We start from the raw sequence: 17,925 nt of genomic DNA on the forward strand, positions 1-17,925 counted from the left end.
TCCGTTTTCAAACGCGCCTCCGAATCTCAGGCGTCGGTTGGTCGAAATTCCCTTCGCGGATCAAGAATCGTCCCGCCGCGGGTTAGCGCGGGTCGGCGCCCCCCTGTATGGATGGCATGACTGACTGTCAGTCATGGTGCTGCGGTCAAAAGATCCAACAGGGAGCCGCGTTGATGTACGGATCTATCGTAAAGCTTGTTGGCCCCATTGCCGACAAATTCGCCGTGAGCGTCTTGCTCGGTTTGCTGATCACGGCCTGCTATGCGGCGCAGGGTATTTTTCTGGCCTTGGCCCTGGCGCGCCTCATCCTGGGGGCGGGGAGCGGCGAGGCGACGCCATGGATCGCCGCCTTTGCCGTTGCCGCCTTGCTGCGGGCCGGTTTGATCTGGGCTTCGGAGATCGCCTCCACCGCCACGGCCCAGGCCGTCAAAACCCATTTACGCGATAAATTGTTGTCGCATGTGCTCACCCTTGGGCCGGGCATCACCCTCAAGCAGCAGACCGGCGATCTGCAAACCACGCTCGTCGCCGGGGTCGAGGCGCTGGAAACCTATTTCAGCCGCTACTTGCCGGCGATCGTCATTGCCATTTTCGGCTGCGGCGGAGTGTTGGCCGCGCTTTTTTATGTGGATTGGCGCTCGGCCCTGCTGCTTGGACTTTTCGTCATCGCCTATCCCGCCGCCGACTGGTTCTGGTTGCGCTGGCGGATGCCCAAACACACCGGCATGTTCGAAGCCATGGGCGCCTTTGGCGCGTATCTGCTCGACAGCATCCAGGGCATCGTCACCTTGAAGGCCTTTGCCGCCACGCGGGAGCGCCGCCAGGCGCTGGCGACCCGGGCGGAAGCGCTTCGACGCCAATGCATGGCGACGCTTGGCGTCACGCTCGTGCGCCACGGCCTCACCGGCCTTTTGACCCTTTCCGGCATTGCCGTGGTGCTCGCCTACGACAGTTGGCGCATCGCGGCCGGCGAGCTCGCGCCCTTGCCGCTTTTCATGACGCTCTTTCTCGCCCGGGAGGCCTTCCGCCCCCTCGAACGGCTGGAAAAGGAATTCCACACGGCCTGGTCCGCCGGGGGAGCCGTGGAGCCGATGCTGACGCTTCTGGCCGAGCGGCCGCCGGTCGGCGAACCGGACCATCCCGCGCCGGCGCCCCGGCGCTATGACATCACGTTCGACCAGGTCACCTTCGCCTATGAGACCGGCACGACGGCGGCCTTGTCGCATCTGTCGTTCGCCGTGGCCGAAAACGAATTCGTCGCCTTGGTCGGTCCTTCGGGAGCCGGGAAATCGACACTGGTCTCGCTGCTTATGCGGTTTTTCGATCCCCAGGAGGGAACGATCCGGATCGGCGGCACGGACATCCGGCAATTGCCGCTTCACCGCCTGCGGGAACTCTTCGGCGTCGTCTCCCAGGACACGGTGCTCTTTCACGGTTCGATCGAGGACAATTTGCGGATCGCCAAGCCGGACGCCAGCTCCGACGAAATCCGCGCTGCGGCCAAGGCCGCCCACATCCATGGCTTCATTGCCAGCCTGCCCGACGGCTATGCGAGTCAAATCGGCGAGCGCGGCGCGAAGCTCTCCGGCGGCCAGCGCCAGCGGCTTTCCATTGCCCGGGCGCTGCTCAAAAATGCGCCCATCCTCATTCTCGACGAAGCCACCTCCAGCGTCGACAGCCTCACCGAACGGGCCATCCGCGAAGCCATCGAAGCGCCGGCCGCGCGCCGCACGACGCTTGTCATCGCCCATCGCCTGTCCACCGTGGCCAAGGCCGACCGCATTCTCGTCCTTGAGGCGGGAAATGTGGTCGAGGAAGGCGCGCACGAACAGCTTGCCCACACCCACGGCGTCTACGCGAAACTCATGGCCGCCCAGGAAGGAGCCGCCGCATGACCACCATCGCATCCACACTGTCCGCTGCCGACGGGAACGAAAGCCGGGCCGGGCTGCTCGGCCTTATTCCCCTTGTGAAAAGCCGCTGGGGACTGCTCGCCTGGACCATCCTTTCCGGCATCCTCAGCCAGGGGGGGGCTCTTGCCACCTTCGCCGTCGGCGCCTGGCTGGTCGGCCGGGCGGCAACCGGAACGCCGCCGGCGGCGCTAGTGCCCGGATTCTGGATTCTCGGCATCGCCGTGGCCATCGCCGTCGGCGCGCGCCAGTGGCAGGCCTACGTGTCCCATGAACTGGCCTTTTCCCTCATCGAAACCCTGCAGGTCGGGATTTACGACGGCCTGGAACGCTCGGCCCCGCGCTATGTGCTGGGCCGGCGCACCGGCGAGTTGGCCTCGGTGGCCACGGCGGACGCGGAGCTGATGGAGCATTTTTATGCCCATACGCTCGCCGATTACGTCGGCGCCATCATCGTCCCGCTGGGCGCGCTTGTCGTCCTCGCCTTTTTGCATCCCCTGGCCGCGCTGACGCTGCTGCCGTTCATGCTCCTCGTTGCCTCGGTGCCGTATTGGCTGGCCAGCCGGGCCGGGGCCCAGGGCCGCGTCGTCATGGAACACCTGGGCCGGCTCAACGCCGATACCGTGGAAACCATCCAATCCCTGCGCGAACTGGCCATTTTCGGCCGGGAAAAGGACTTTCTCGACCGCCTTCGCGAAGGATCGCAAAGGCTTGCCGCGACGCAACGCCGCTACGGCATCCGCGCCGGGCTCGAACACGCGGCCATCGATCTGTCCGTGGCCGGCGCGACGCTGGCCGCGGCGATCGTCGGGCTTTGGCTGCTGCGCGCCGGAGACCTGCCGCTGGCCTCTTATCCGCTCATGCTGGTGCTGTCCGGCGCGGCGCTCATTCCCATCGTCGAGGTGACCCAAACCGCCCGCAAACTCGGCGAATTGCGGGCCGGCGCCCGGCGCATCCTGACCATCTTCACCCAGAAGAGCTGCGTCCGGGATGACGGCCAGGCCCCGATCCCAAACGACACGACCTTGTCCTTTGAAACCGTGGGGTTCCGTTATGACACCGCGGGGGGGAAGCCGGTTCTCGACGGGATCAGCCTGACGCTACCTCCCGGGGAAATGGTGGCGCTGGTCGGCGCCTCGGGAGCGGGAAAAAGCACCTGCGCCGCGCTGGCCCTGCGGTTTTGGGATGTGACGGGCGGGTCCATCCGGCTTGGGGGGCGGGACATTCGCGAGCTTCCCCTGACGGCCTTGCGCCGGGAAATCGCCTGGGTCCCCCAGGAGGTGCACCTTTTCAACGAGAGTGTTGCCGACAATATCCGGCTCGGGAAGCCCGAGGCCTCGTTGGAGGATGTGGAACGCGCGGCGCGTCTGGCCCAGGCCCATACGTTCATCACGGCGCTTCCGGAAGGCTACGACACGCGCTGCGGCGAACAAGGGGCGCGGCTTTCCGGCGGGCAGCGGCAGCGCATCGCCATTGCCCGGGCGCTGCTCGTCCAAGCGCCCATCCTTCTCCTTGACGAGGCCTCATCCAACCTTGACAGCGAAAACGAAGCCGCGTTCCAGGCCGCCCTGGCCTCCATTCGCGGCAAGCGGGCCATGTTGGTGATCGCCCATCGGCTTTCCACCATCAAACACGCCGATCGGATTCTGGTTATGGAGCGCGGACGCATCGTCGAACAGGGAACCCATGCCCAACTCCTCGCCAAAGGCGGAGCCTACGCCGCCCTGGCCGAAGCATCGGAAGACTGAGCCGGGAGCCTGCTCCGGCTTGCGCGTGGGCCCCGCCCAGGGAGCTCACGCGCAAGCCAATCCGTGTTTCCCCATGCCTGACCTTCCTCGCACAAAACCGGCCGCTCTCCGGCGCGATGCATTGCTCGACGCGGCGGAGCGTCTCTTTCGGGAGCGCGGCTTCGCCGCCACCAGCGTCGATGCGATCGTTGCGGCGGCAGGTGTGGCGAAAGGCACTTTTTACTTATATTTTAAAAGCAAGACAGCCTCGCTCGTTGCCTTGCAAGACCGGTTTGTCTTCCAGTTCCGTGATGCCATCGAGCAGGCGGTTGGCGCGCACGTCGACTGGTCCGACCGTCTCGACGCCTGGATCACGGCGGCGCTTAACGGCTATCTCGACCAGACAGCGGTGCATGATGTGGTCTTTCACGAGGTGCGCCCCTGCGCACGACGGATCAAATCCAATCATCTGGTCATCCAATCCCTTGCCCTGTTGATTGAGGGAGGGGCGGCAACCGGCGCGTGGCGGACGGAGGATGCCCGTCTGACAGCGGTCATGCTCTTCAGCGCGCTTCATGGCGCCGCGGATGCCGCCATCGCGGGATTGACGCCGCTTGATCGCTCCGCCTGCCTTGCCGCGGTGCTCCGCTTTTGCCGCCGCGTGCTTGGCCTTGCCTGAAAAAATTCCCCGCTTGGATCAAAAATTGACCCGCCTCGGGCTAGCGCGAACCCATGGTCCGATATATTGATCCTGAAAATCAATTTCGTCTAGATTCCGTGCCACACTCCCAAGAAAGTACGATCCCGTTCGTGGCACAGGTTTTCGGGCGAAGCGTAAGCACAGGGGGGCCTTCGTTCATGCTGGTGTTGCGATTTCTCATCGTCTTCATGTTGCTGCTGTTGCCTGCCACCGCCTTCGCCGAAGACAACGCGAAAAAGGGAGCGGGCGCGTCCGAGAAACTTAAAACCCTCGTCCTTGAGCCGGTGACCGTCACCGCCACCAAGCGCGAGGAAAGCTTGGAAAAAGTACCTGCCAGCATTTCCACGGTGTCCGATACGCAGATCGAGGAAATGGGCGCCTGGAAACTTGGCGAGGTGCTGGACACGCTGCCGAACGTCTGGATGAAAAACGCGACGTCCGGGGATGGCATCGTGATTCGCGGCCTGTCGTCTTTCGACACATCCATCTATTCGCCGGTGGGGCTTTATGTGGACGACGTGCCCTATCCGGTGACCTACATGCAAAACCTGCTTTTTCTCGACGTGGAACGCATCGAAGTGCTGCGCGGCCCCCAGGGGACGCTGTACGGCCGCAACAGCGAGGCCGGCGTGGTCAATGTGGTGCTCAAAAAGCCGGACAACCAGGTTCGGGCCAGCGTGTTCTCGGATTACGGCAGCTACAATACCCTGCGCGCCGGCGCCAATGTCAGTACCCCCCTGATCAAGGACAAGCTCTTTCTGGCCGGCAATTTCGTTCGCTACCAGACAGACGGCTACATGCACAACGAGTACAAGGATGACGACAGGGCCGCCAAGGACGAATCCATGCGGGGCAGGGGCGTATTGCGCTGGACGCCGACCGATGCCTTCGATCTGCGTCTGACCATGGACGCCAGCCACACCGACAAGGGGATCGGCAGGCTGCGCTATGAAACGGGCTCGAATGCGACAAAACGCTTCAACGTCATATCGGACGCCTCGGATGACGCCGAGGAAAATGTCATCAATCCATCCTTCACCGCCAAGTATTCCGGGCCGGCGGTTGAGGTGACCTCCATCACCAGCTACATGGATTACCGCTACCAGTTCCTGTCCGACCGCGACCGCACTTCCACATTCAAGAGCTATTCCGACCAGGACCTCAAGCAGCAGGGCATCACGCAGGAGTTGCGGTTCGCCTCGCCGGGCAAACAGCGACTCAACTGGCTTTTCGGTCTGTTCGGCAGCTCCACGCGTTCCGATATCCAAATGAACGCCATCTCTTCCGTTTCCAAAGCTTCCACGTATGCCGACACGGACGCCACGGAGTCGAGCTGGGCCGCCTTCGGCCAGGCGACCTATTCCATTTTGGACAACCTGCGCCTCACGGCCGGACTGCGCGGGGAATACGCCCTTGCCCATGGCGGTCAGACCCACCGCGTCGGCACGACGAGCCTGGTCGGCTACAGCAAGGAGCTCGATTCCTTCGAGGTCCTGCCCATGGCTTCTCTGGCCTACGACGTGACGCCCAATGTCACGGCCTATGCCACGTGGTCCAACGGTTTTCTGGCCGGCGGGTTCAATTATTACGCGGCCGACAGCCTTTCGACGTTCTATTACCAGCCCGAACACACCACGAACTACGAAGTGGGGCTCAAGACCAACTGGTTTAACCAGAAGCTTATAGCCAATGTTTCCGTTTTTTATACCGACATCCGCGACAAGCAGGTACGCGAGGAAGACCCTGCCGGCGGTATTGGCGTGTGGAAGTTCACCAACGCCGGCCGGGCCCATTCCCAGGGCGTGGAAGTCGAGCTGACGGGAAAGCCGCTTGCCGGCCTCGAACTCCAGGGAGGACTCGGCTACACCTACTCGGTTGTCGACGACTGGACCGTCAACCAGAACGGCGTGCCGTACAGCTACAAGGGCAAGCGCCTGCCCTGGGCCCCGGATCTCACCTACCACCTCGGCGCGGGGTATGCCCATCCCTGCGGCCTCTTCGCCCGGGCCGACCTCTACGGCGCGGGCACCCAGTATTTCGACGCCGAAAACAGCCTCAGCCAGGAAGGCTTCGCCCTGGTCAACGCCCGTGTCGGCTATGCCTTCAAGCAGTGGGAACTCGCCCTGTGGGGCAAGAACATCTTCGATGTCGACCATGCCACCAAAAAGGTTCGCGACCGTTCGCGCAACGTGCTTGTCGAGGACGGCGCACCGCAAACATTCGGCGCTTCGCTCACCTGGAGGTTTTAGGCATGCGGGGGGAAACGGTTTTGGACTTGGGTCAGGAAGACCGCCCGTCTATTGCGCCATTCTTCGATTGGCTGCTCGGACCGGTGCGCATGGCCCTCCTGGATGCGGCGATCACCCTTGGCATCGCCGACATCCTGGCCGAGGCGGGTGATCCCGACGAAATCGCCGCGCGTTTGAAGACGCATCCCGGCAATACGCGGCATTTCCTCGACGCCCTGGCGGCTTTGGGCCTGGCCGCAAAAAGGCGGGGCCGCTACGCCAACACGCCGCTTGCCAGCCGGTATCTGCGTCGGGAGAGCCCGACGTACATGGGTGGTCTCGTCGAAAATCTCAAAAGAATACAGCACCGCAATCTGCCGCGCCTGATGGAACTGCTCGAATCCGGGCCGCCGCCCGTGGCCCGGGAAGACCGCCTGGACGGCGATGCGCAATGGAAGCGTTCCGCCAGGGACCTCGCCTGCTACCAAAGGGCCGGCATGGCCGAGTTGGCCGCCGACATCGTCGCTTCCCTGCCCGAAAGCCCCAAGCTGCGCCGCATGCTCGATTTCGGGGGGGGGCCGGGCATCATCGGGCTGGGCATTTTGACGCGGTTTCCGGTCATGCGGGGCGCGCTCGCCGATTTGCCGGCGGTCATCGAGGTGGCGCGGGAGGAAATCGAGACGGCCGGCATGGCCGGGCGGGTGGAGCTTTATCCCGGCGACTACAACACCGCTTCCTTCGGTTCGGGCTACGACCTCGTCTGGGCCAGCCACAACCTGTACTACGCCAAGGATCTTGAGGGACTTTTGGCCCGTATTCTGGATGCCCTGCACCCTGGCGGCGTCTTTATCAGTTTCCATGAGGGACTGACCGGGGAACACACCAAGCCCCCCTTCTATGTTCTTTCCCGGGTATCGCTGGCCCTTGAGGGGCAGGATGTATCCTTCGAGGCGGGAGAGATCGCCAGTGCCGCCTTGGCCGCCGGGTTCCTCTCCATCGAAACGAGGATCCGCGACACCCCCATGGGCGAGGTCCGTGTGGATATTTTGCGCAAGGCCGGCAGCCTCGGGGAGACCGCGGCATGACGCGTCGCCAATTCCTGCAGACACTGGCGGCCCTGTCTCTGGCGGCGCCGGCTTTCGCCGCGAAGTCCCCCTCGGTTCGGGTATCCGGTCCGGCCGTGGCCGAAACCTTGCCTTTGCTGGCGATGGGGCGGGCGGGCCCGTTGCCGGGGATTGCCCGCACGGTGGTCTTTACCCCGTGGAATTCACCGGACCAGTTGCGCGCCATGATCGCCACCGACGACGTGGATGCGGCCCTCATGACCACGGCCTCGGCCTGCACCCTGGCCAACAAGGGCGTGCCCGCGACTGTCGTGGCCCTCACGTCGAGCCCGGTGTGGCTGGTGTCCTCGGATGCCGCGCTATCACGCCTGTCCGGTCTCGACGGCCGGGAAGTCCTGCTGCCGTTCGGCCCGGGCGAAATGCCGGATTTGCTTTTGCGGGCCTTGGCCGGGCGGGCGGGCGTCTCGTTTGTCCCCCGGCATGCGGGCAACGCCCTGGAAGCCGTCAACCTCCTTTTGCTCGGGCAGGGACATTGCGCGCTTTTAAGCGAGCCGGCGGCGAGCCTGGCCGTGTCGCGGGCGAACGCCCGGCCCCGTCCCGGCGTTCCGGTCCTGGCCAAGCGGTTGGATGTCCGGGATGCCTGGCGGAAGGTCTTCCCCGAACATCCGCAACTGGCCCAAAGCGCGTTGGCCGTGATCGGCCCCCTGGCCCGGGATGCGGCGACCTGCAAGGTGCTGCAGACGGCGTATGTCCAGGCGACCGGCTGGCTGGCCGCCCATCCCCAGGAAACCACGACCCTTGCGGGGAAGGACTTTCCCGCCCTTGCCTCCCAGGCCGTGAACGGCGTCTTGCCGGGCCAGGACATCCGGCTCGTCATGGGACGGCAGGGGGCGCAAGACGCCCGTTTTTTCCTGAGCCTGCTCCACGGGATGTCGCCGGCAAGTATTGGCGGCCAACTCCCCGAGAGTTCCTTTTTCGAGGTCGACGCATGAAATGGGATGGGCTTGCCGGGCGGGCCTGCGGTCTGGCCGCGCTTATGGGCGCTTGGGAAGTGGCGGCCGGGCGAGGCCACGGCATCGCCGTGGCCTCGCCCGGGGAAACGTTTGCGGCCTTGGCCGGGCTTTTGGGGCAGTCGTCCTTCTGGCTGGGCGATCTGGCCGTGAGCGCGCGGCGTGTGGGGTGCGGGTTTTCTCTCGGCTTTGCCGTCGGGGGCGCTCTGGGGCTGCTGGCCGGCCGCTTCCCGGCGGCACGGACGTTCCTCGCGCCGTCGCGCTGGATGCTGACCAGCGTTCCCGGGGTGGTGGCCGTCATGCTCGGCATGCTCTGGTTCGGCCTGGGCGCGGGCATGGTGGTGGCCATCGTGGCGCTTATGGTCGCGCCGGCCATCCATGTGGCCGTGATCGAGGGACTGTCCACCGTGGACGCGACGCTTGCGGAGATGGCCAGGGCCTACCGGTTCACGCCGCTCATGCGATTTTGGCACATCTACGCGCCGGCCATGGCCGCGCCGCTTTTTTCCGGCGGCGTGGTGGCGCTCGGCGGGGCCATGCGGGTGGCGGTGTTGGCCGAGGCCCTGGGCGCCAATACGGGCATCGGCCATGCCCTCTCCGTGGCCAGGACCAATCTGGACACGCCGCAACTCTACGCCCTGGCCCTTTGCAGCATGCTCCTCGTCGGTGTGGCCGAAATGGCGCTTTTGGGGCTGGCCCGACGCACCGTCAGCCGGAGGCGGCCATGATTCCGGTGCTCGTTTTTTCGGAAGTCGGCAAGCACTACCGGGGCCGGGAGGTGCTTTCCGGCCTCGATTTGACCCTGGAACCAGGGGAAATCCTGGCCATTTTGGGCCCGAGCGGCATCGGCAAGTCCACCCTGCTCCGGCTGGCAGCAGGGTTGGACCGCCCGAACCGGGGCACGGTGACCCTGGCCGCGCGGCGCCTCGGGTTCGTGTTCCAGGAACCGCGCCTTTTGCCCTGGCGCACAGCTCTGGAAAATGTGGCCTTGCCGCTTTTGGCCCAGGGCATCCCGCCACGATCGGCCCGGGAGAGAGCCGCCGCCATGCTCGCCCGCCTGGAGCTGGCCGCTTTCGCGGGGGCCTATCCGGACATGCTCTCCGGCGGCATGCGCCAGCGCGTCTCCCTGGCCCGGGCCTTTGTGGTCGAGCCCGAACTCCTGCTGCTCGACGAACCCTTTACCGGACTCGATCCCGAACTGCGCCGCGCCATACGCCGCACCCTGGAGACCTTGCTTGCCGCCTCCGGGGCGGCGGCCCTCCATGTCACCCACGACATCGAGGACATTCCGGCCGCCACCCGCCGCATTTTGCGTCTGACGGCAGCCGGGCCGTGTTTCGAGTTCCCGCAAGCCCGGGACATACCCGCCTGGAAAGGGGCCGTATGAATCCGACGGACGCCTTTTGGCAGACCATGCGCCAGTTCCGGGACGATACCCTGGCCGTGCAACTGGTGTTGCTTTTGGGCTATTGCCTCGCGATTTACCGGATCGCCCGGAAACCGGGGCGCGCAACGGACGCCTGGGTCAAGGGTATTTTGGCGGTCGCGTTTTTCTGGAACGGCATCGCCTGTTTTCTGCACTACTTCTGGGCAAGCCTCATTGCCCGGGTCCTGGCCGGGCCGCTTTTTCTCGTCATCGGCTTTTTGCTGCTCGTCGACATGCTCGCCGGCCAAAAAATCCATTTCACCTTTGCCCTTTCGCCGGCCCGGCGCGCGGCGTCCTTCTTTTTTATCCTGCTTGCCTTTCTTTTCCCCGTGCTGGGGCTGTTGACCGGCCACGGCATGATCGCCCTGCCCACAGCGCCCTGTCCCCTGGCCGGGTTCACCCTGGCGCTTTTGGCGGCCGCCGTGCCGCGCGTGGACGGGACGATTTATGCCCTCGTCCTCGTCTGGGCCTTTGTCAATATTCCCAAGGTGTTTGGATTCATGGATTGCTATGAGGAAGTCACCCTGGTCCTGACGGGCTTTTATGCCCTGATGACCTTCAAAACCATCCGGCCGCACGGCGTCGCCGTCGTCCGGACTTGAGGTGACCATGGAAGCTTCGGTAGCGCATCTGTACGCTCGTCTGAAGGCCTTGCGGCCGCAGCCGTCGCAACCGCGGACCGACGCGGTCCCCCTGGTGCAATGTGTGGACGCCGGAAGTCCGTATTGTCCGTGCTATCTGGCCGACCTCGGCGAATGCCTGGAATGCTCGGTGCTCCGGGGCGAAACGACCTGCCGTTGCCGGTGGCCCGGAGTCTGCGTGCTGGCCCATCACGGCTGGCAGCGGGGACACGGCACCCGTCGCCAAAGTGTCCGGGTGCCGGTGGTCTCGCGCAAGGCCTACGGAACGCTCGAACTCATCCGTGTCCAGGTGGCGCCGCAATTGGCCGCCGCGCTGGGCCAACCCGGAAGCTTCGTGTTCGTCCGGGGCGGCGCGACGCCCTTTTTCGACGCCCCCGTGGCCGTGGTCCAGGCGGACCCGCAAGCGGCGACCGTCCTGCTGGCCTACGCCGTGCTCGGCCCCAAGACCAAGCAACTGGCCCAATGCGGCGAAACCGTATGGTTGCGCGCTCCCTATTGGAACGGGCTTGTCGGACACCGGGCTCTGGCCGCGACGCGGGGCGCTTCATGCCTGGTCGTGGCCGGCGGCACGGCCCAATCCCTGGCCCCCCATGTGGCGCGGGCCCTTTTGCGGCAGGGCAATGCCGTGACCGTCGTGCTCGGCCGACCCGGCCCGCTGTTTTCCCGGTCATTCTTCCCCGAAGGCTCGGCCGCCCTGTCGCTGGTGGAAATGCGGTTTCCCCAGGATGCCGCGGCATTCGGGCGGCTCCTGCGCCGGCTGTCGCCCCGCCTCGTCTTTTGCGCCGGCGGCGAACGCCTGCGCGGGATGGCGCTCGCGCAGGTCGCGACGCTGGCCGAGCCGCCGCGCCTGGCTTGGTCCATCGACCACCGCATGTGTTGCGGGGAAGGCGTTTGCGGCGCCTGCCTCTCGAATGTCCAGGGACAGCCGGTGCGGCGGTGCAAGGTGGTGCAGGATGCCTAACAGCGCAAAGAGGGCGGAGCGCTCGGTGCCAGGGACCGTCGTGGTCATCGGCGGCGGCTGGGCCGGCTGCGCGGCCGCCGTGGCGGCCCGTCAGGCCAGGGCGGAGACGGTGATTGTTCTGGAGCGCACGGATCTGTTGTTGGGATGCGGCCTGGCTGGCGGGATCATGCGCAACAACGGGCGACAGACGGCGGCGGAAGAACTCATCGCCCTGGGTGGCGGCGCCCTGATCCAGGTCGCGGACAGCGTGTGCACCCACCGTGGCGTCGATTTCCCCGGACATCGCCATGCCAGCCTCTATTCGACCAGCAAAATCGAACCGGCTGTCCGGAACTACCTTGCGCAACAGGGGGTGACGTTGCGTCCGCGCTCGCGCGTTACGGACGTCGAAACCTCCGAGGGCGCGCTCGACGCCGTCGTGCTTCAGGATGGGACTCGCGTCGCCGGTGACGTCTTTATCGAGGCGACGGGCTCGGCCGGTCCCATGGGCAATTGCGTCCGTTTTGGCAACGGCTGCGCCATGTGCGTCCTGCGCTGCGCCTCCTATGGCCCCCGGGTGAGCCTGACCGAACGGTTGGGGCTGAACGATTACGTGGGCATGCGGGCGGACGGCGGCATCGGTTCTCTTTCCGGGTCCTGCGAGCTGCGCAAGGATTCCCTGGATGCGGCCCTTGGCCGGGAACTCGAACGGCGTGGCGTCCTGGTCGTCCCGTTGCCGCCGGGCATGTCCCATGAGGAACTTTTATCTCAGAAATCGTGCCGCCAATATGCCTTGCCGCAATACGCCGGCAACCTCGTCCTGCTCGATACCGGAGCCATGGCCAAGCTCATGACGCCGTTTTTCCCCATCGACGAGTTGCGCCGCGTGCCCGGCTTTGAAGCGGTCGTTTTCGGGCAGGGCTGCGGCCATGCCAATTCGGTGCGTTTCCTGTCCCGGGCGCCGCGTAACGCCGCCTTGCAGGTCGAGTCCGTGCGCAATCTGTTTTGCGCCGGAGAAAAGGCCGGTTTTTTCGTCGGCCATACGGAAGCCATGGTCACCGGAAGCCTGGCCGGCCACAACGCCGTGCGCCGGCTCCGGGGCCTGCCCCCCCTGATATTGCCCCAGACCCTGGCCTGCGGGGACATCCTCGCCGCCGAACAGGAAGGGCTCGGCACCCAGGGGTGCCTGGCCAAACGCTACACCTTCTCGGGAGGAGACTATTTTGAACGCATGCAAGCCCGTTCACTGTACGTAGAGGACCCGGGGCATGTCGCCAAACGGGTCCGCCATGACGGGCTGGAAGGACTTTTCGCCTCCGGCTCCACACCATCCGTGACAAGGAGATCATGATGCAAAACGCCACGCCCCACGTTACCCGGTGTTTTTTCGGCTGCAATTCAGCGGACGGCTTCAAGACGTTTTTCGATTTCCTGCCGAGCCTGGATAACGCCCGGATCATCATCGTCAAAGGCGGACCCGGGACCGGCAAATCCACCTTTATCGGCTCCATAGGCAACGCCTTCGCGGACCTGGGCTATGACCTGGAGTACCAGCATTGCTCGCTCGATCCCGAGTCGTACGACGCGGTCGTCATTCCGGAGATTCGGGCCGTCGTGGTGGCCGCCACAGGGCATCACGTGTTCGATCCCCGTAATCCCGGGGCCGTGGATGAAATCCTCAACCTCGGGGAGTATTGGGACGCGGATGCCATTCGCCCGCATCGCCAGGCGATCATGGCCGTAAACGAAGCCTCCGACCGGAAGTTCCGCAAGGTGTACCGGGTGCTCAAGGCGGCCCGGCTGCTGCTTGGCAACGTCGAAGAGGTCCATGCCGCCCGGCGCGATCCCCAAAAACTGGATGCCATCGTCAAGGACGTCGCCGGCATTTTGCCGGCGGCTGGCAATCCCGAACGGTACGGCGCGGCACGCCATGCGTTTGCCTCGTCGATCACGCCGACCGGCGAGGTCCATACCATCGATACGGTGCGCCATCCGGACACGCGCGTCGTGGCCATCCAAGGGGAACCGGGCTCCGGCCGTTCCCTCCTCCTGGAAAAAATCGGTGAGGAAGCCAGACTGCGGGGACTCGACGTGGAGTTTTTCCATCGTCCCTTGGACCCCTCCCTGCTTGAGCATCTTTATCTCCCGCTTCCGGATGTCCTGGTGACGACGCAGCAGGACGCCTTGCCCGACGTACGGCCGCTCACCGTCTTCACGGTGGGAGGGGAGGACTCCGGGGAAGGCGGCCTTTCCGGCATGGACCTCGCCGAGGACAAAGCGCGGTATGCCGACATGCTCCAGGAGGCTGTGTCGATCCTGGCCGACACGAAAACAACCCACCAGCAATTGGAGCAGTATTACATTCCGAACATGGATTTTGACGGTGTTGAAAAAAGGCTGCGCCAGACGGTCGATGTGCTCTTGCAACATGCGAAGGACGCTGGATTCGCCGCGCATGCCTGATGCCGCGGCCTGACGCTGCCGCCTGGTTTGATATTGTTTGTTTGGGTTGACCATACAATGCCGTTCCGTTTGCGATTCGGTCGTACGATGCCGCGACGTGTGGCCGGATCGCAAGCACGGACGGGACTTTTTTGTCTTTAGCGAGAAAAGGAACAAACGGTATGGATAGTACTCTGCTGCAGGCTCTTTCCCAAGCCACAGGGGTGGCCAAGGCCGTGCTGGCGCTGCTGGTTGTGATGTCGGTCGTCAGTTGGACCGTCATCTACTGGAAGTGGCGAAGCCTCACCGTGGCCAAACGGGGCGTATCGCGTCTGACCGGACAGATCCTTGAGGCGGATTCCCTGGCCGAGGCGGCGGCGGCCATCGACGCCCTAGCCGGGCCCTCGATCAGAAGCATGGCTTCGTTGGGATTTAAGGAGTTTACAAAGCTTTCCCTGTCCGGGGACGCCGAAAAGCTCGTCTCCGACAATGTCCGCCGCATCCTGCACCACGGCATTGCCGAGGAGATGCGCGGATTATCCCGGGCCCTGCCCTTGTTGGCCATCGCGGCCAACGCGGCGCCCTTCATCGGCCTGTTCGGCACGGTCTGGGGCATCATGCATTCCTTCCACGCCATCGGGCAGATGCAGTCCGCCTCTCTGGCCACGGTCGCGCCGGGAATCTCCGAGGCGCTCATCGCCACTGCCGTGGGTCTCGCCGTGGCCATCCCGGCCAGCGTCGCCTACAATATGTTTTTGGGCATGATCGAATCGCTGGAAAGCCAGTACATCAGTTTTGCCGGCCTGCTGCTCAACCGGCTGCGCCACGACGCCTGCACGTACCCGCAGGGCATGGAACTCGCCGCTCCTCGCACGCAGGTGTGTTCATGAGCGCCGGCGGCAGGGGGAGACGCTACTCTTCCGACATCAATGTCACGCCGTTCGTCGATGTCATGCTGGTCCTGCTCATCATCTTCATGGTCACGGCCCCGATGATGACCGAGGGACTGGATGTCGACCTGCCGCGGACCAAGACCGTGGAGGCCTTGCCCGCCGATGATGATCACCTCGTTGTCGGGGTCGACCCGAAGGGTGCGATTTTTCTCGACGAGCAGAGCGTCTCCCTGGAGGATTTAACGGACAGGCTGCGCAATTGGGCCGCCTTGGGGCAAAAGGCCGTTTTTTTGCGCGCCGACAGGGGGGTATCCTATGGGCGTATCGTCGACATCATGGGCCGCATCCGCGAAGCCGGCATCGACCATTTCGGCGTGGTGGCCGAACGGCCGGAAGAAGGGGCGCGGTAACCGTGCGAAGCGCCGACATCCTCATTTCCGTAAGTGCCCATGCACTGTGCCTTGCCCTTCTGTTCCTGTGGCCGGCGGCGCAACCGGCTCCCGTCTCGAAGACATTCACGGTGGGGATGGTGGAGCTTGTCAGGCCGAGGGCCATCGAACCACCCGCCAGCGCTCCGGCCGCGGCCGAACCGATCGCGCAGCCCCCGGTTCCCGTAGCGCCCCCCCCTCCGACGCCGGCGCCGCTCCCCAAACCGGTCGTGGCGGCCAAGCCCGCGCCTGTTGCGGTCAAGAAGATCAGCCCGAAAAAAAGGCCGACGCCTTCCACGGCGAAACCATCTCCGTCTCCCGCGCGGCAACCGGCGGCTTTGCAGCCGCAACAAGCGGCCGGGGCCCAGGAGCCCTCCGGCGCGGGAGGAAGCATGGGCAAGACCGCCGGGCCTTCCCATATGATTGGAGGAATGGGGGTCTACGACGCCGCGGTCGTGGATATCCCGCCCAAAATCATCAATCGGGAATTGCCGCAATATCCTCCGAGCGCTAGGCGATTGCGCTTGGAAGGGACCGTCCTCGTGAGCATGATCATCGACAGCCAGGGGAAACCGACCCATTGCACTATCCGGAAAGCGGAGCCGAAAGGTGTTTTCGAGGAGTCGGCCCTCGCCGCTGCGCACAGCTACCGGTTCGTTCCGGGCAAGGTCGGCGGTCAAAGTGTCGCCACTCTTGTTCTTGTGCCTTTTCATTTCAAGATGGCAAATTGAATTTTGTCGGAGTGTTCTTTTGTTTCTATTCGGCAGTAAACAAATGCCGAACAGCGCTTGGGACAAAAGGAGCCCCCCTTCGGACTGGTAACGCAGGGCACGGACTCCCTATTTCGATATGCTGTTACAATTGAATCAGGCATGTCGAGATATGTTTACAAGAGTCATTTCGCCCGACTGAAAACCCCGGTGTCGGCAGTCGATTCTGTCCCTCGCCCCCCGCCCTTCCCCGCCGCGCACCTTGTCTCCGCGCCCTCAGACATGCCCGCCCCACGCCAAGCACCCGAAGCGGGAAAAGGCGTGGGCAAAATAACCGCGAACGTGGCCCTGCGCTTTGAGGCCGCCCGGCCTTTGGCTCCGGAGGCCAACGCGCGCACGACACACTGCGCCCGCCGCGTCGGCGGGCTTCGCTTGAAAGGCGGATCAATACACATCACAACATGTTACGATGCGATGTTGTTTACTTGATGAAAAAGAACCGTTGCCGGCGAAAACAATCCGAACCTTCCCCCAGGTCGGTTGTGCGAAGGTTCTCCAAGAGTTGCCTGCCCAGGGAGAATCACTCCGGATTTCCGGCACAAATTATGCATAACAATTATTTATTTCAAACTGTTATGGAGTACTTACTTTGTGCCGGCCTCTTATGGTAGTCTTTTGAGCCCGGCCAGTTGGCCGGTTCCGGTTCACAAAACGGGCTCTTGTAAAAATATCGCCGCCCCAGACAGTTGATGAGCGATTTACCGAAGGTCCCATGCAAAACAATAACGGCAGACAGACTGTCCTTGTTGTCGACGATTCGCCGGATAACATAGATGTTCTGGCGGGGATACTGGCAAGCGCCTACAACGTCAAAGCGACCAAGAGCGGCGCCAAGGCCATCGACCTTGCCATCCGCTTCAAGCCGGACATCATCCTTCTCGACATCATGATGCCGGATATGGACGGTTACGAAGTCTGTGCGCGGCTCAAAGAGGATTTTCGGGCGCGCGGCATTCCCGTCATCTTCATCACGGCCATGGAAAACGAGAACGACGAAGCCCGGGGACTCGCCCTCGGCGCCGTGGATTACATCAGGAAACCGGTCAGTCCCTCCATCGTCCTGGCCAGGGTGAAAACCCATCTCGCGTTGTACGACCAGAACAGGGCGCTTGAACTCATGGTGCGGGAGCGCACGGCCGAGCTGCAAGACAGCCGGCTCGAAATCATACGGATGCTCGGCAGGGCCGCCGAGTTCAGGGACAGCTGCACAGCCAGACACGTCATCCGCATGAGCTATTATTGCGAGGTCCTCGCGCGGGCCGCCGGCCTCAGCGACGTGGAGGCGAACCTCATCCTGCAAGCCACGCCCATGCACGACGTGGGCAAGATCGGCATCCCCGACACCATTTTGCTCAAACCGGCCAGGCTCACACCCGAGGAACGCGAATGCATGAAGAAACATGCCGCCTTCGGCGCGAAGATCCTCGGGCGGCATGACACCCCACTGCTGCGCCTGGCCCGCGAAGTGGCCTTATCCCACCACGAGAAATGGGACGGATCGGGCTATCCGAGGGGGCTTGCCGGTGAGGACATCCCCCTGGCCGGACGCATCGTCGCCATCGCCGACGTTTTCGACGCTCTGACCAGCCGGCGTCCCTACAAGGCCCCGTGGCCCGAGCAGGAGGCGGTGGCGTATCTCCGCGAGCAGTCGGGAAAACATTTCGATCCCGCGCTCGTTGCCGCCTTCCTGGACCATCTGGACGAAATTCTGGCGTTCATGAGGATGTACACCGACACCAACTGACA

General features: G+C 64.1%; 16 protein-coding genes. All 16 read left to right on the plus strand.

The annotated features are described in order from the left end of the window. Window positions 1-173: 173 nt before the first annotated feature. The 16 genes from DESFRDRAFT_RS04395 (at window position 174) to DESFRDRAFT_RS04470 (ending at window position 17,923) form a co-directional block, all read left to right on the plus strand. Entirely contained in the window at window positions 174-1,895 is a 1,722-nt protein-coding gene (locus tag DESFRDRAFT_RS04395) for an ABC transporter ATP-binding protein (protein ID WP_005991527.1), read from the plus strand. Then, complete coding sequence (locus DESFRDRAFT_RS04400) at window positions 1,892-3,658, plus strand: ABC transporter ATP-binding protein (RefSeq protein ID WP_005991528.1); 1,767 nt, start codon at window positions 1,892-1,894, stop codon at window positions 3,656-3,658. The genes DESFRDRAFT_RS04395 and DESFRDRAFT_RS04400 overlap by 4 nt, the downstream gene beginning before the upstream one ends. 73 nt (window positions 3,659-3,731) lie before the next feature. Continuing rightward, window positions 3,732-4,316 (plus strand): TetR/AcrR family transcriptional regulator, encoded by a 585-nt coding sequence (locus DESFRDRAFT_RS04405; RefSeq protein ID WP_043793801.1) that lies wholly within the window; start codon window positions 3,732-3,734, stop codon window positions 4,314-4,316. 179 nt (window positions 4,317-4,495) lie between these two features. Beyond that, window positions 4,496-6,586, plus strand: coding sequence for a TonB-dependent receptor (locus DESFRDRAFT_RS04410; protein ID WP_005991533.1), 2,091 nt, complete (start codon window positions 4,496-4,498; stop codon window positions 6,584-6,586). Between the two features lie 2 nt (window positions 6,587-6,588). Continuing rightward, window positions 6,589-7,650, plus strand: coding sequence for a methyltransferase family protein (locus DESFRDRAFT_RS04415; protein ID WP_005991536.1), 1,062 nt, complete (start codon window positions 6,589-6,591; stop codon window positions 7,648-7,650). Further along, window positions 7,647-8,621 (plus strand): ABC transporter substrate-binding protein, encoded by a 975-nt coding sequence (locus DESFRDRAFT_RS04420; RefSeq protein WP_005991538.1) that lies wholly within the window; start codon window positions 7,647-7,649, stop codon window positions 8,619-8,621. The genes DESFRDRAFT_RS04415 and DESFRDRAFT_RS04420 overlap by 4 nt, the downstream gene beginning before the upstream one ends. Beyond that, window positions 8,618-9,367 carry an ABC transporter permease gene (locus DESFRDRAFT_RS04425; protein ID WP_005991540.1) on the plus strand — a complete coding sequence of 250 codons (750 nt, stop codon included), beginning with the start codon at window positions 8,618-8,620 and terminating at the stop codon, window positions 9,365-9,367. The genes DESFRDRAFT_RS04420 and DESFRDRAFT_RS04425 overlap by 4 nt, the downstream gene beginning before the upstream one ends. Continuing rightward, complete coding sequence (locus DESFRDRAFT_RS04430; protein WP_005991542.1) at window positions 9,364-10,026, plus strand: ABC transporter ATP-binding protein; 663 nt, start codon at window positions 9,364-9,366, stop codon at window positions 10,024-10,026. The genes DESFRDRAFT_RS04425 and DESFRDRAFT_RS04430 overlap by 4 nt, the downstream gene beginning before the upstream one ends. Then, window positions 10,023-10,667 (plus strand): DUF6064 family protein, encoded by a 645-nt coding sequence (locus DESFRDRAFT_RS04435; protein WP_005991544.1) that lies wholly within the window; start codon window positions 10,023-10,025, stop codon window positions 10,665-10,667. The genes DESFRDRAFT_RS04430 and DESFRDRAFT_RS04435 overlap by 4 nt, the downstream gene beginning before the upstream one ends. Before the next feature lie 103 nt (window positions 10,668-10,770). After that, window positions 10,771-11,667 (plus strand): hypothetical protein, encoded by an 897-nt coding sequence (locus tag DESFRDRAFT_RS04440; RefSeq protein ID WP_144004931.1) that lies wholly within the window; start codon window positions 10,771-10,773, stop codon window positions 11,665-11,667. Window positions 11,668-11,692: 25 nt separating this feature from the next. Beyond that, window positions 11,693-12,997 (plus strand): FAD-dependent oxidoreductase, encoded by a 1,305-nt coding sequence (locus tag DESFRDRAFT_RS04445; protein WP_005991548.1) that lies wholly within the window; start codon window positions 11,693-11,695, stop codon window positions 12,995-12,997. Continuing rightward, window positions 12,994-14,109: a hypothetical protein gene (locus DESFRDRAFT_RS04450; protein WP_233489554.1), complete on the plus strand. Its 1,116-nt coding sequence runs from the start codon at window positions 12,994-12,996 to the stop codon at window positions 14,107-14,109. Before DESFRDRAFT_RS04445 ends, DESFRDRAFT_RS04450 begins: the two co-directional genes overlap by 4 nt. Before the next feature lie 161 nt (window positions 14,110-14,270). Further along, complete coding sequence (locus DESFRDRAFT_RS04455; RefSeq protein ID WP_005991551.1) at window positions 14,271-14,978, plus strand: MotA/TolQ/ExbB proton channel family protein; 708 nt, start codon at window positions 14,271-14,273, stop codon at window positions 14,976-14,978. Continuing rightward, on the plus strand, window positions 14,975-15,391 hold the full coding sequence (locus DESFRDRAFT_RS04460; protein WP_005991553.1) for an ExbD/TolR family protein: 417 nt from the start codon (window positions 14,975-14,977) through the stop codon (window positions 15,389-15,391). The genes DESFRDRAFT_RS04455 and DESFRDRAFT_RS04460 overlap by 4 nt, the downstream gene beginning before the upstream one ends. Window positions 15,392-15,801: 410 nt before the next feature. After that, window positions 15,802-16,140 (plus strand): energy transducer TonB, encoded by a 339-nt coding sequence (locus DESFRDRAFT_RS21990; RefSeq protein ID WP_005991554.1) that lies wholly within the window; start codon window positions 15,802-15,804, stop codon window positions 16,138-16,140. Between the two features lie 751 nt (window positions 16,141-16,891). After that, a complete protein-coding gene (locus tag DESFRDRAFT_RS04470; protein ID WP_005991558.1) occupies window positions 16,892-17,923 on the plus strand; it encodes a response regulator in 1,032 nt (343 codons plus the stop codon). Window positions 17,924-17,925 lie beyond the last annotated feature (2 nt).

The organism is Solidesulfovibrio fructosivorans JJ] (assembly GCF_000179555.1).
GTDB lineage: Bacteria > Desulfobacterota > Desulfovibrionia > Desulfovibrionales > Desulfovibrionaceae > Solidesulfovibrio > Solidesulfovibrio fructosivorans.